At 55.4% G+C, this 13,572-nt stretch carries 11 protein-coding genes; 8 read left to right on the forward strand and 3 right to left on the reverse strand.

The genetic code is table 11. From position 1 onward, the window contains the following. Positions 1–125 precede the first annotated feature (125 nt). Both JZY08_RS16205 and JZY08_RS16210 read right to left on the reverse strand, forming a co-directional pair. Positions 126–1,091, reverse strand: a complete 966-nt coding sequence (locus JZY08_RS16205) for a VOC family protein (RefSeq protein ID WP_216332514.1) — start codon at positions 1,089–1,091, stop codon at positions 126–128. A gap of 26 nt (positions 1,092–1,117) precedes the next feature. After that, the gene (locus JZY08_RS16210; RefSeq protein WP_216332515.1) at positions 1,118–1,978 is read right to left on the reverse strand and encodes a fumarylacetoacetate hydrolase family protein; all 861 of its coding nucleotides are present in this window, start codon (positions 1,976–1,978) and stop codon (positions 1,118–1,120) included. A gap of 105 nt (positions 1,979–2,083) precedes the next feature. On the opposite strand from JZY08_RS16210, the gene JZY08_RS16215 reads away from it, so the two are divergent. Then, a complete protein-coding gene (locus JZY08_RS16215; protein ID WP_216332517.1) occupies positions 2,084–2,800 on the forward strand; it encodes a GntR family transcriptional regulator in 717 nt (238 codons plus the stop codon). A 162-nt stretch (positions 2,801–2,962) separates the two neighbouring features. On the opposite strand, the gene JZY08_RS16220 is transcribed toward JZY08_RS16215, so the two are convergent. Beyond that, on the reverse strand, positions 2,963–4,903 hold the full coding sequence (locus JZY08_RS16220) for a methyl-accepting chemotaxis protein (protein ID WP_216332520.1): 1,941 nt from the start codon (positions 4,901–4,903) through the stop codon (positions 2,963–2,965). A gap of 474 nt (positions 4,904–5,377) precedes the next feature. Between JZY08_RS16220 and JZY08_RS16225 the strand changes: the two genes are divergently transcribed. The 7 genes from JZY08_RS16225 to JZY08_RS16255 all read left to right on the forward strand — a co-directional run bounded on the left by JZY08_RS16225 (position 5,378) and on the right by JZY08_RS16255 (position 13,566). Further along, positions 5,378–6,922 carry an AAA family ATPase gene (locus JZY08_RS16225; protein WP_216332522.1) on the forward strand — a complete coding sequence of 515 codons (1,545 nt, stop codon included), beginning with the start codon at positions 5,378–5,380 and terminating at the stop codon, positions 6,920–6,922. After that, complete coding sequence (locus JZY08_RS16230; RefSeq protein WP_216332524.1) at positions 6,919–7,821, forward strand: HNH endonuclease signature motif containing protein; 903 nt, start codon at positions 6,919–6,921, stop codon at positions 7,819–7,821. Before JZY08_RS16225 ends, JZY08_RS16230 begins: the two co-directional genes overlap by 4 nt. A 355-nt stretch (positions 7,822–8,176) precedes the next feature. Further along, positions 8,177–9,190 carry an ROK family protein gene (locus JZY08_RS16235; protein WP_216332525.1) on the forward strand — a complete coding sequence of 338 codons (1,014 nt, stop codon included), beginning with the start codon at positions 8,177–8,179 and terminating at the stop codon, positions 9,188–9,190. Between the two features lie 141 nt (positions 9,191–9,331). After that, positions 9,332–10,582 (forward strand): MFS transporter, encoded by a 1,251-nt coding sequence (locus JZY08_RS16240; RefSeq protein WP_216332527.1) that lies wholly within the window; start codon positions 9,332–9,334, stop codon positions 10,580–10,582. A gap of 63 nt (positions 10,583–10,645) precedes the next feature. Further along, on the forward strand, positions 10,646–11,113 hold the full coding sequence (locus JZY08_RS16245) for a DUF6379 domain-containing protein (RefSeq protein ID WP_216332528.1): 468 nt from the start codon (positions 10,646–10,648) through the stop codon (positions 11,111–11,113). After that, positions 11,113–12,234, forward strand: a complete 1,122-nt coding sequence (locus JZY08_RS16250; protein ID WP_216332529.1) for a sugar phosphate isomerase/epimerase — start codon at positions 11,113–11,115, stop codon at positions 12,232–12,234. The genes JZY08_RS16245 and JZY08_RS16250 overlap by 1 nt, the downstream gene beginning before the upstream one ends. A gap of 30 nt (positions 12,235–12,264) precedes the next feature. Further along, a complete protein-coding gene (locus JZY08_RS16255) occupies positions 12,265–13,566 on the forward strand; it encodes a beta-propeller fold lactonase family protein (protein ID WP_216332530.1) in 1,302 nt (433 codons plus the stop codon). The last annotated feature ends 6 nt before the right edge of the window (positions 13,567–13,572 follow it).

The following is a 13,572-nucleotide window of genomic DNA, read 5'->3' on the forward strand; positions in this document are numbered from 1 at the left end:
ACATCTGTCGGAGCCGAACCATCGTCAGGCATGCGCGCGCCTCACCAGCAACGAATGTGAGAGGTCTCACAATCGCTTTGGCGTGCACTGCAGGCTTGAATTCTTTAGATCAGGTACGAGCGGCGCTACCGCAGGTTCTCTGCTTCATAATTGACCGTCCAATCTTCCGGCGGCTTGGGGCCCCAGATGTAGAACGAGTCCTCGGCTTCATGATCGGCCGCCTCCCAGTTCTGCTCAACCGGGATGTAATCCATGTCGCAGGAGTACTCGCTGTAGCTTCCCCATGGGTCTTGAACGTAGTGGAAATAGTTCGACCCGAGGACGTGGCGGCCCAAGCCCCAACCTTTCGAGTAGCCCTTGTCGGCCATCTGCATTGCACCCATACCGATGTCATTGACGCCGGAAACATCCCAGCTGCAATGATGAAGTCCGGGCGCATCGGAGCGGGCAAATGCGATCATGTGATGATCGCTCCCATGTATGCCATGCATGAACGCGATATCGTTCCCGCTCCGGTCTGACAGACGCATTCCGAGGACGCGATGATAGAACGTGATGGCCGCCTGCACATCGCGGGTGAACATCAAGCAGTGCGCCAGACGGGTGGGAGACACGTTTGGCCTTTGACTGTTCTTGGGTGCGCCGGGAACGCCAGCGGGCGTCGAAGTGAAAGTCGCGGACTGCTTCTCGTCGGGTGAGCTCTTAGGCATAGCCTTCAGCTCGATGAACATTCCGTCTGGATCCTGGAACCACAGGCCGTTGGATTCCATTCCAAGCGGAGGATCAAGGAGCTTGACCCCGCAATCCTCGACATGACGCTTGAAGAGCGCAACATCGTCTTCAAATATGCCGAACGAGAGGTGATGGAGTTGCTTCTGGCTACCCTCGACAAGAACCCCCCATTGCTCTTGCCGACCGAATGTGTGTAGCGCCAACCGATCGCCAGCAGCTCGCGTGTCGAGGCCGAAAGACTTATAGAACTGGTCAGCAGTGCTAAGATCCGGCACCGTAAGTGCGAAGTGGTTCAGCGAGTGAACGCCGAGCTCCCCCGGCCTACGGTTCGGTTGATACTGATGCTTGATCTGTGTCATGGCGATCTTCCTCCTCGACCGGCCGACTAAATCTCGTCTACGACGTGATTTTCCAGCGTGCCAATTCCTTCGACCTCTACTTCGACGACATCGCCCGGCTTCATGTAAAGCGGAGGCTTCCGCGAATGACCGATGCCTGCGGGCGTGCCTGTGATAATAAGATCGCCCGCCTCAAGCGCCAAGGCTTCGCTCACCGCCGCTACGAGGTTCTCGACGCTGAAAATCAGATTGTCCGTGTTTGACGACTGCACCACCTCGCCGTTTAGCCGAGTTTCCAGCTTGAGGCCCTTTGCGCCCTGCGGAAGCTCGTCTGCGGTGACGAATAGCGGCCCCAGCGCGCCGGTATTCTCGAAGTTCTTACCCAGCGTCCACTGAGGCGTACGATGCTGATAATCCCTGACTGAGCCGTCATTGAAGATCGTGTACCCGATAACATGATCGAGAGCATTGCTCTCCGCGATATAGCGGCCTGGACGACCGATTACCGCGACGACCTCGCCTTCATAATCGAGCGCCTGCGACACCTTGGGACGTACGATTGCTGCCTTGTGGCCAATCAACGTGGAGCCAAAACGCGGGAAAATCGTTGGGTGATCCGGCTGCTTGTAGTGCGTTTCTGCGGTATGATCGGAGTAATTGAGCCCAACACAGAGGACCTTGTTTGACTTACTGAAAGGCGGCAGAACCCGGACCTCCTGCAGCGCTACGGCAGGCGCACTAGAGAGCACTTTCGCTGCATCTGCGAGCGCACCGTCGCCCTTTTTCACCAGAGCGTCGAGGTCACCAGGATAATTGGTATCCGTCTCGAGCAAACCCTTGGCACCGCCGGCATTGTCTACCAGCGCGATACCGCGAACGTCGTTTTTCGAAAAGATTGCGAAGCGCATTATAGATCTCTCGCCTTTGAACTGAAATCTTGATATGCTAGGAATATCTATTCGTCAACGTAAAATATATTTTTTGCGACAATCTCGCAAGAATTAGGGAGCACCATGGAGCAGAAACTTATGAACGTGGGGGAAGGTGCGAAAAGCGCCACCATGGCCGAGACGGCATATAATCTGCTGAAGGCGGATATCCTCACGTGCCGTCTCCGGCCTAACGCAAAACTGCTGATCGGACCCCTGACGGAAGAGCACGGCATTAGCTTGAGTGGCGTTCGGGAAGCTCTGTCCCGTCTGACCGCAGAAGGCTTTGTCCTCGCAGAACCTCAAAAGGGATATCGGGTTGCCCCGGTTTCAACCTCGGATCTCAAGTATTTGACTGCCGCAAGGATCGATATCGAGAACCTGTGCCTGGTGAAGTCGATCGATCTGGGTGGAGTTGAGTGGGAGACTGCCGTCGTGGCAACGTTCCACCGTTTGTCGCGCACCCCGTATTGGGAAGAAAACGCGGACGGCAAAAAAAACCTGAACCGTGAATGGTCCAGCGCTCACAGTGCTTTCCATGAGGCACTTGTGTCAGGAGCGAACAATCCGTGGCTAAGTTGGGTTAGAAACACACTGTATCTTCGCAGCGAGCGATACCGCTGGCTGTCCGTGCCACTCTTCGATGCGGAACGAGATGTTGCATCGGAGCACAAGGCTTTGAGTGATGCTTGCCTTGCCCGAAATGTAGACTTGGCTACCAAGTTAATGGGTGAGCATCTCAACCTGACAACCAAAATAATTCTCGATGGTTTGGACAAGGCCCCTAACTGGGGTGACTGATAATCGGCGATCTTCGGGCATGGCTCGCGGTTCGCCATACCATTGCCTACCCGGCCGTTCCCGCCTCGATGGCAAAATTGCCTATCGCCGACCATTCCCTCCGAAGAATGGTCGGCGATTTGCTTACATGGATTGTCGATCAAACAGCTACGCTTCGCTGGGTTAGAACTCCTGCCAATCCTCCACTGGGACTTTGCCGGCGGCGGTTGCGCTCCGGGCAGCGAAGGACCGGGTGGACACCACATGAAGCTCCGGGCGTGTCGTTGCGGGTGTTGCCATTTGGGTTGCCACCTCGCGGAGGCCCGAGGTTTGCGCTGTTGCTGTATCCGGAAGCTTGAAGCGCGCGACCAGGGTGCCAAGTTTTCCCGACTCGCCGGCGAGCGTGTTCGCCGCAGCCGTGGCTTCCTCAACCATTGCCGCATTTTGTTGCGTGGTCTGGTCCATCTGATTTACCGCAGCGTTTACCTGGCTAAGACCCGAAGATTGCTCATTTGCCGACGTTGCGATCGCCTCCATATGCTGGTTCATTTCCGCGATGAACCGACCAATCGTGGCCAACGCGTCTCCAGCGTCTCTCACAAGCCTAACGCCTTCCCCAACTTCAGATCCGGAGGTCTGAATCAGATCCTTTATTTCTCTTGCAGCGCGCGCGGATCGTTGCGCGAGTTCGCGAACCTCTTGTGCAACGACAGCAAAGCCCTTGCCCGCCTCGCCTGCCCGCGCCGCCTCAACGCCGGCATTAAGGGCAAGAAGATTTGTCTGGAAAGCAATCTCGTCGATAACGCCTATGATACTTGAGATCTGGCGCGAGCTTCCCTCGATTTTACGCATCGCTTCCTCAGCATGTCCAACGACGTTAGTCGATTTGACAGCGGACGCATTCGCCTTCTCGGCTAACGCTCTCGCTTCATCGGTCCGCTTAACCGAATTGCTGACGTTAACCGTGATTTGATCGAGAGCTGCGGCGGTCTCTTCAAGTGACGCCGCTTGTTGCTCGGTTCGCTTCGAAAGATCGTTGGTTCCAGAGGCGATTTCGCGCGTACCACCGTCGAGGGTCGCTATGGAGTAAGAGACTTGCATAAGCGTCGTCCCGAGTTGGACCACAGACTGATTGAAGTCGTGGCGCAGAGTTTCGAATTCGGTCGAGAAAGGTTCGGTCAATTGGAACGAAAGATCGCCGCCTGCGAGACGACGCAGCCCTTCTGCCAGTCCAGATGTCGCCACTCTAAGGCGTTCGGCAGCATCGGCCTCTGCCCTTTCCTGAGTTCTGACTCGATCGGCTTCCGACCTCGCACGAGCTTCCTTTGCTTCCGCCTCCAGGCGATTGTTGGAGATGGCTGCCTGTCGGAAGACCTCTAACGCAGCCGCTATATCGCCGATCTCATCGTTGCGACCACGGGAAGGGATATCGATTTCGACATCACCCTCAGTTAGCTTCGCCATGACTTTCGTCATCCGAGACAATGGCCGAGCAATGGCCAAAGCTCCGCAGACAGCGACTCCGATACCGATTAGCACCGTGATTGCCAGCGCGATTATAGTCGAGAGCTTGCCAGCCGCGGTTCTTTCCAGTGCGACGGCACCCTCATTGGCGGTGTCTTGCGCCACGTCATCCAAGGCTTGCTGCAGTGTCTCACCAGCCTTGTCATATGCTGTCAGGGCGTCACCATAGAATGTTTCGCGAGCGCGAGCGGTATCTCCTGACGCCAACATCTTCTGGACATCGCTCCACCTTGAAAGCGTCGTGGTCCAGTGTTCTTGAAACGATGCAAGAAGTGCCTTGTCGGCATCATCGACCGCCAAAGATCGATACTTCTCGATGTTGTCGTTGATCTCAGCCGTAACTTTTTCGAGGCGCTTCTGGAATTCCGCCTTCTTTTCTGGACGCGATTGGAGGATCCCTCCCTGATTAATGCGAACGTCTCCGAGATCGGAGTTCAATTGCCCGAGCAAAGCAAACGACGGAACTCGTTGTCCCACAACTCTCGTTACGTCTGAGTTTAGGCTGGCGAACGAATGGGCGGCGAACAATCCTTGCAGCGCTGCGACCGTCACCATAACAACAGACATGCCGCCTAGTAGGTAGGATATTGGTAGTCTCATTCTCGCTCTCTCCCGATAATGATTCGTCCAGACGATGCGCTCGATTGCCCGAGACCCGTACGCAACTGCGGAGGTTTTCTTCCCTTTTGCCTGGCTTGCGAAAGCGAAGCAGACGTCCGCACGCTGATGGGGTTCCGCATGGAATTCTCAAGCTCCCGTCAGATCATTGAGTTGAGAGACCCTGCGGTAAATAAGTTAATTTTTAAGTAAAATACATTTCAAGTAATTAAATATATTTTATTTTGTTATGGGTTCGTTATGCAGAGGTATGTGGCGCGTCAACCTGGCCCAGAAGTCACGTGGCCTACTCATGGGCCTTGGAGGTGCGATTTGCGGCAGACATTAGGGTTTAAGAATCCGACTGAAGGCAGGCAACCGCCGAACGCCCCTATGAACGACGCTTGACATAATAACAACTTATGCGGTTATTCCTCACTCCGGCGCGGACATATGCTTTTCGAGAGGTAATTTACTGTGAGATTTAACATTATTCCGCGGCAGGCGGTCGTGCCGAGAGTCGGGTTAAACGAGGCATATCTTAGGATTGACCACTGGAACGATTATTCGTTCGTTACTCTGTTCGAAATGGAAGTTTTCGACGAAACTGGCGCGCTTCATAAACTCGGTGGCATCAAGATCGGCTTCATAGGTCAAACGATCAAACTGGCCTCGTTTCAAGGTCTCCCCGAACAGTTCCCTGCCCTCGGAGAAGGGTGGTTCTCGCTGGGGCAAGACGTCGAGTTTTACAGGATATTGAGTGAGAACACTTCGGCCGCGTTTCGCACGGAGTTCCTAGCCGCGCTCCGTGATGTCGTCGCACTTCCAGACGAGTTTGATCGCGCCAAGGAAGAAGAAGTTTTCAAGATATCTTTCCTTCGAAGCCTCAGCGTCGCGACTATACAGAACCAGTTTCGTCGCGTCCTACATGGTGGAGCGCCATTAACTGACTACGATTTTGCCTTCATGCGGGCTGAGGACAATTCGATCGGCGCCGTCGATATAAGGTTTACCGTGAAGGCCAACTCAAAACCCAGCACCAACGTGCACGCGATTATAGGCCGAAACGGCGTCGGCAAGACGACGCTTCTAAACAACATGATTGGCGCGATTATCGGACCACCGAACTCCCAGAGCGGTTTCTATATTCCAAATCCGTTCTTTCAAAAGACAGCCATAGCCAACGACTATTTCAGTTGCCTAATTTCGGTTTCGTTCAGTGCATTCGATCCTTTTGAGCCACCGGACGAACGGTCAGATCCGACTTTAGGGACACCCTACTATTACATCGGCCTGAAGGACAAACGAGACAGCCGTGGGCGGCGGCCGCTAAAATCGACCGAAGCGCTGCAAATGGAGTGCGTCGAGAACGTAAACAGCTGCTTTGAAAACGAGCGTAAGAGAATGCGCTGGCTGGCGGCTATCGAGACCTTGGAATCGGATGAGAATTTCGCTCGCCTTGAGTTGAGATCTCTAGCAAAACTGGTCGCCGAGGCGAGGCAACACCAAACATCGCTCCTCGTTAGAAGCATGAGCTCGGGGCATGCGGTTGTTTTGCTAACGATCTCCCGCCTCGTGGCCAAAGTCGAAGAAAAGACGTTGGTCCTTCTCGATGAACCTGAAAGCCATCTGCATCCGCCTCTCCTATCTGCATTCACGAGAGCGCTGGGTGAATTGCTTTCGGATAGGAACGGGGTGGCGATCGTCGCGACCCATTCTCCTGTCGTGTTGCAGGAGATCCCGCGGTCATGTGCGCTGACGATTACGCGATCGCAAAGCTCGATTTCCGTCACGAACCCCACTGTTGAGACATTCGGGGAAAACGTGGGTGTATTGACCCGCGAAGTATTCGGCTTGGAGGTAACCAAATCGGGCTTTCATACCGTGCTCGAGCGAGAAGCAAACAGCGGAAAATCCTACGACGCCATAGTTGCCGAGTACGGCGGCCAGTTGGGCTTGGAAGCAAGAGGAATTTTGAAGGCACTGGTGGCCGACTTCAACGATCGGAGCTATCCCGCATGAGGAAGTTGGATGCGCCGCCATTTGACCCTATGAAAGTCTTTCGCGACAGCGTTGAAGGGCTAAACGACAGCGCACGTAGCCAAAAGTATCTCGCCAACGTGGTTCAATTGACTGCGGCAAACAACAGCTACGAGGTTGCCAATAAATCTGCAAATTGGGTGGGTCTTCCTCGATCGGCACGTGGAAACGGACATGCGCTTGTCGTAGGTACGCTTTCGAAGGTCGACTTTACTGAGCTTTACGACGACGGCATGGTTGGAAGCTCTGGCCGCGCCCGAAAAGTCTACGACGACATCCTGGTGTCCACAAACGGCCATTGTCCGGCATGTGGTGGGCTAGGCACGGCATCTACACTGGATCACTACCTTCCGAAGGCCCATTATCCCGCATATTCCGTTTTTCCGGGCAATCTCGTTCCAAGTTGCAAAGACTGCAACCTTGGAAAGAACGCTCTGCAGATGACTGGCCTTGGAGAGCAACCCCTGCACGCGTATTTTGATGACCCCAAGTTCTTTCGCGAACGTTGGGTGCACGCAGAGGCGATAAGAGAGGATATCATCTCTTTCAGATTTTTTTGCTCACCACCGGCGGGTTGGAGCCAGACGGACAAGGAGCGAGTAATAGGGCACTTCCGTGCTTTTAGCCTCGGACGCCGCTTTCGAAAGGCAGCGGGAGCGGCCGTCGGTCTTCTAATCGATCAGCGAAGGAACACACTAACGAAGCTATCGAAAGACGACTTTCAATTCCATCTGCAACATTCTTCCAATTACCCTTTGGATGATCTGAACGGGTGGTCTCGAACGATGTACGCTTGCTTGGCTGCGACTCCCTGGTTCTACAATGCAGACTTCGCGTCGCCTGCTGGCCATATGCCCGGCATATCAGAAGCAGCGGCATGACGATTGGTCAGATCGGCAAACGTGCGCTCCCACTTCGAGCGTTGGTCTTTACCTTACATCGCGAGCTTTCTGTTGATCACGGACTGACCAAGTTGGCTCGATATATTGTTCACAAAGCAAACGCTCGAGCTGCTATCGAGCACGATAGCGTTTACAATGTGTATTGATCGTGCCACCGCAACAGGAAATGTCAGTGACTAGAGCTGCGACTTCGAAACGACAAAACAGCAGCGATGTTGTGATCGAGGCCCTAAAAGCCTGGGGTCCATCATCTCAGGCGTCCCTATCCCGCTACACGGGACTGTCCCCTGCTTCCATCAACAACATAGTCCAAAGCTTGCGCACGAGTGGCGTCTTGGATGTCACGCGTGCGAATGGCCGCGAGGTCTTGGTCTCGCTGACGGTATCGACAAGCTCGATTGCATCCGTGCGTGTAGGGGCCAAGTCGGTGGAGGCAATGATGTTCGACTTCAAATCGAAGAGGCGGCTGCGTGCCCAACATCACGGAAGTGGCAGTCCCGCAACGGTGATGTCTCTGGTGAATACCTTGGCGTCGGAACTTGGGCAAGCTGCACCGGTTGCGGTCGCCGTTGGCATCGAGGCTCCAATCGAACGAGAAACCGGTGCGGTTGCGCCGTGGGCGTCTACAAGGCTGCCTGAATGGAGAGAGATAAACATCCGCAGCATATTGGAGAACGGATTAGGCCTTCCGGTCGTGGTCGACAACGACGCGAACTTCGACGCCCTTGCTGAGTGGACTTGGGGTGTCGGTCGGCGGGCAGACTGCTTTCTAAACATCACGTGCTCCGAGGGGGTGGGCAGCGGCCTCATTATTGACGGCCGCGTTCACCGCGGCAGCGATGGTATGGCCGGGCAAATTGGGCATACGGTTGTAGAGCAGGATGGCGCGGTCTGCTTCTGCGGAAACCGGGGATGTCTGGCGACGCTAATCTCCGAACGAGCTATCGTTAGCGCCCTGAGTGGATCAGACTCTCCCAAGCCCGACTTGCCTGCAGTAGTTCAGGCTGCAACCAAGGGCGATCCCGCATGTCAGCGTGTGCTTTTTGAATCGGGGCGGCACCTCGGGAGAGCTCTATGCAATGCAGCAAAACTTCTGTCCCCGCGGACAATTTCGATCGGGGGACTGCTAAGCGGCGCTGGAACGTTTGTCCTTGATGGACTGAACTCCAGCATCGAGGTCGCCAGCCTTCGCGCTATCTCTCCGTCAATCGAATTCGCGATCGGCCGGTTGGGTCACCGCTCGAAACTGCTCGGTGGGCTGGCTGCAGCACTCGATGTTAGCGGCCAAGGTGTAAGTGAGTTGGAAAGTTGGATGACTCTTGATGCGGACCCGCGCAACCATTCATAATCTGAATGATTACGCCAAAATCAGTTCGTAAATGGACCTATACTGAACGATACATCTTGCCAGAACGCTATTAGCTATTTATTTCGTCCACCACCGGAGGATTACCATTCATTTTTTGAATGGTGCGGTGGGAGATGAACGATGAATTCTACAGTTTTTGATTCCGCTCCAGGGACGACAAGCGCTCGCGCGCCCTTCGTGCGCTTGAGCATAATGATGTTCCTCGAGTTCGTTGTGTTCGGCTCGTGGTTTGCAACTCTCGGCCTTGTGCTTGCGGCGAACAAGATGCCTGCGATCATTGGCACGGCGTACTCCCTTGCCGCCGTCGCCGCGATCGTATCGCCGTTATTCCTCGGCGCGCTTGGAGACCGCTTCTTCCAGTCGCAACGACTCTTGAGTTTTGTCCACATCGCCGGCGGACTCGTAATGCTCTGCATTCCCGGTGCTGTGGCAGCGGACAACGGTCAGCTCGTTCTACTGTTAATCCTTGCGTACATGATACTGTTCATGCCGACGCTCGCACTCACGAACTCGATCGCCCTCGCGCACCTTCCGGGAAGCGAGCATCTATTCCCGTTTATTCGCGTGTTCGGAACGGTCGGCTGGGTAGTGGCTGGGCTACTCGTTGGATGGCTTGGTTTTTCGGCTTCCACCCATGTCTTCACCGTAGCCGCCGTTGCAAGCTTCGTCCTCGGCGTCTTTTCCCTCGGCCTTCCTTCAACACCGCCGCCTGCCAAAGGTGCGAAGTTCTCTGTGGGCGACGTAATCGGCGCGAAGGCCTTGGTCCTTTTCAAAAACCGAAACTTCTCGGTCCTGATGGTCTGCGCGCTGCTGACTTCGATTTCCTTGGGTGTCTACAACACCTTTGCCTCACCGTATCTGTCCGCGATCGGAATCCAGAACGTTGCTGGCGTTTTGGCTATCGGACAGGCCTCTGAAGTCGTCTTTATCGTCACCATCCCATTTGTTGTCGCACGCTTTGGTATCAAGCGGGCAATCCTGCTTGGCATGGTGATGTGGGGTGCTCGCTTCGGCTTATTCATCATGGCACAAGACGGCCAGTCTTGGTTCGCTATCGCCGCTGTCGCTCTCCAAGGCATCTGCAATGACTTCTTCCTCATCTTGAGCGCCATGTTCATCGACAGGCAAACCCCGCCACAGCTGAAGGCACAGGCGCAGAGCTGGCTCATTCTCGTGGTGTCGGGTTTTGGATCAGGAATCGGCTCGTTTGTCGCCGGGGAAATCTTCGGAGCAAAGGTCGCTCCCAATCTAGCCGTCGGTGCTGAAGCTTGGACGCCTCTTTGGCTTTTCCCGATCGGCTGCGCGGTGGTGACCGCGATCATCTGGACGCTGTTTTTCAAGCCGATCCCGATCCCGCGCGACGATGCGTGACATTCATCGGACGGGAGAGCGTCTCCCGTCCGCCATCTGAAACTCAAGGCATCTGGTGGCCATATGTTCGAGAATTTTCTGATCCGTAAAGACAGCCTCGTGAACGAGGTCCGCGATGGCGAGATCGTCGGGTTCAAGCTGGCCGTACGCAACGCCAACTATCGCGGCTGCTATCTCTCGCTCCACAATGGATACTTCATCGAGGTCGATGGCGAACAGTTCCAAAAAGACGTTCAAAGCTTCGAAATAAATGGGCAGCCCCCCCGTTCCTTCGAGGAGATCAAAACGGCTGTTTGGGAGCACTGGGACTACGATGACGAAGGCGTTCTTCATATTGCCAAGCCAGGTGGAGTTTCTAAAGGAGAGCACACGATACGCTTCCAGCAATCGGTCCTAGCCGCCTACGGCTACCGACCGACGGACGAGGAGTGGGTCAGGAACCCACCGACTCCGGGAACAGGTGCGGGGTCTGACAAAGCGCCCGAGATCGTCACCTACCATGTCGAGCTCAACAAGGAAGGAACTCTCTGATGTCCATCAAGCTGGGCGTTTCCTTCTATAGCTACCAACAATCGCAGTTTTTCAAGGAGTTGAGCCTTGAGGACCAGATCCGCGAGCTGAGCGAGAACCTTCCCGGTGCCGACGGCGTCGAGATCATCGACGAGATGTCGCTCCATTACCCCGATCCCGGCGACGCATTCGTCGAGCAGTGGCACGGATGGATGGATCAGTATAGAACCGTTCCAGTGACGATGGATGTCGGCATGGACGTCCTTCAGTTCCGCGACCATGTCATGACGCATGAGGAGTGCGCCGAACGACTGCGTAGCGATATCCGACTTGCCCATCGTCTCGGGTTCAAGAACGTCCGGGTCCTGTCTACGACACCGCTTGACGTGATGATCCGGGCATTGCCTGTCGCCGAGGAACTCGACATCCGCCTTGGACGCGAGGTGCATCAGCCCATGCCGCTCGAAGGTGCCCAGGTGACCGAGATCGTCGACTTCGTTGAGAAGACCGGACGACACCATCTTGGCATCGTGCCTGACTTCGGCATCTTCCAGTTCCGCCCATCGGAGGTGATGCTCGAGTGGTTCATGCGCCGAGGCGCGAGCCCCGAGGCTTGCGACGCTGCCGTGGATCTCGCACTGGCGCTGCGCGATGGTAACGGCCCCTTCGGATCGATTGATATGGCCTCTCAGACGGCAGGCAACATTCGATCCGATCTCAACGCATTTCTGAAAACGGGCGAATGCAAAAGCGAGCTTCGCGCTGCCTTCGAGGGTACGAGAACCTTTGCCGCAGAGCGCGTCAAGAACCCGACCTTGCTGGATTACGTGGTTGTCGCCGAAGCACTCGTCATCTCGGGAACATCGCCTGACACGCTACGCCAACTCACGAAGCACGTCGTCAGCGTCCACGGCAAATTCAACAATATGTCCCTCGTTGAAGGAACCACTGATCAATACCACGAGCTCTCCATCGATTACGAGAATGCGATGAACGCACTCAAGGATGGTGGCTACGACGGCTACGTGAATTCCGAGTACGAGGGCCAACGCTACTTCCAGGATCAGGGTCGCGAAGATCTGCAGGATGAAGTCGAGCAGGTTCGGAGACATCAGGAAATGCTTCGTCGCCTCGTCGCCTAAGATCGAAACGTGAAGCACCGGGTAAGCACAATGACAGAAATTATTATCAAGCGTCGCACACTGCTGGCAGCCGCAGGTGCTGGCCTGATCGCCGCAGATCAATTCCTCAGCAGCGATGTGTTGGCACAGGAAGGAACAGCCATGAATTCGACAGCGTCCAAAACCATTGCTTTCGTAGGGACATATGGAGACGAACACGGCAAAGGCGGCGGCATCGCTGCCTTCGAAGCTGCCGCAGATGGAAAGTCATTCAATTTCCTCGAGCACGTCGAAAAGCCCGGCGAGGCCGGATATCTAGTATATTCGCCGAAGTTCAAGGCCCTCTACTCGGTCGATGAGCGAAAAACCGACGGCCGTGGACCGAAGGGTCCAGCTGCTGGTGTACATGCCTTCAGCGTAGCAAGCGGAACCGGAAAACTGACGGCATTGAACTCCGTCGTCACGCCAGGCCCTTTTCCAACATATCTCTCTATCCTCGAGAAGGACGCTCGATTGTTCTCCGCCAACCACGGCAGCTTCGAGCATGTCGAGCACATCAAGCAGATGGACGATGGAAGCTGGGGTGTCGAGTATCTCTACGACGACTCCAGTGTGATCATGTACGGCATCGAGGCCGACGGCCGATTGCAGGGCATCGCCGATCTCGCCTTCGTCAAAGGTCACGGACTTGATCCAAACACGTCGCCTCAGGCTGGAGGGCATGGTCAGGCTAGCGCGCATGCCCACTCTGCGGTCGTTGATCCGTCAGGTCGCTGGTTGCTCGTCGGCGACAAGGGCACCGACGAAATTCATGTGTTCGAGATCGGCGACAAGCTCAAGCTTGCAAACTCGTTCAAGATGGCCGAGCAGACGGGCCCCCGCCATATCGTTTTCGCGCCGAGCAATGACCGCTTTTATGCGACGCTGGAATTTGCTTCTGGCATCGCGTCGTTCTCGTTCGACAAGGAAACCGGAACTATTGGCCTTATCGACAAGAAGTCGTCCGTGGCGGATGACTTCAAGGCAGGCAACGAACCAGCTGATCTCCGCCTTCATCCGAATGGCAAGGTTGTCTACCTCAACAACCGAGGTGAGGATTCGCTTGCGTGGTATGCGGTCGCTGAAGACGGAAAACTAGCTCGCAAAGGTCATGTGAAGCTAGCCAAGTCCATCCACCCCGGCCTTGCTGCTCGAAGCTTCTCGTTCGATCCTTCGGGTGCCTATATTCTTCTCGCAGACCGCCCGGCGAATGCGGTTCTCGCCTTTGCTGCTGACCCGGAAACGGGAGATCTGACCAAGATTGGCGAGGCCAAGGTCGCATCACCAGCATTCGTCGCCTTCGCGGCGGTGTGAGGCAGC

Origin of the sequence: Rhizobium sp. X9 (assembly GCF_018873185.1) — a bacterium.
Taxonomy (GTDB): Bacteria; Pseudomonadota; Alphaproteobacteria; order Rhizobiales; family Rhizobiaceae; genus Agrobacterium; species Agrobacterium oryzihabitans.

Coding starts and splice junctions, on each gene's coding strand:
- JZY08_RS16215 (WP_216332517.1), top strand. CDS start 2,084: ATGGAGCAGAAACTTATGAACGTGGGGGAAGGTGCGAAAAGCGCCACC.
- JZY08_RS16255 (WP_216332530.1), top strand. CDS start 12,265: ATGACAGAAATTATTATCAAGCGTCGCACACTGCTGGCAGCCGCAGGT.
- JZY08_RS16250 (WP_216332529.1), top strand. CDS start 11,113: ATGTCCATCAAGCTGGGCGTTTCCTTCTATAGCTACCAACAATCGCAG.
- JZY08_RS16230 (WP_216332524.1), top strand. CDS start 6,919: ATGAGGAAGTTGGATGCGCCGCCATTTGACCCTATGAAAGTCTTTCGC.
- JZY08_RS16220 (WP_216332520.1), bottom strand. CDS start 4,903: ATGAGACTACCAATATCCTACCTACTAGGCGGCATGTCTGTTGTTATG.
- JZY08_RS16245 (WP_216332528.1), top strand. CDS start 10,646: ATGTTCGAGAATTTTCTGATCCGTAAAGACAGCCTCGTGAACGAGGTC.
- JZY08_RS16210 (WP_216332515.1), bottom strand. CDS start 1,978: ATGCGCTTCGCAATCTTTTCGAAAAACGACGTTCGCGGTATCGCGCTG.
- JZY08_RS16205 (WP_216332514.1), bottom strand. CDS start 1,091: ATGACACAGATCAAGCATCAGTATCAACCGAACCGTAGGCCGGGGGAG.
- JZY08_RS16240 (WP_216332527.1), top strand. CDS start 9,332: ATGAATTCTACAGTTTTTGATTCCGCTCCAGGGACGACAAGCGCTCGC.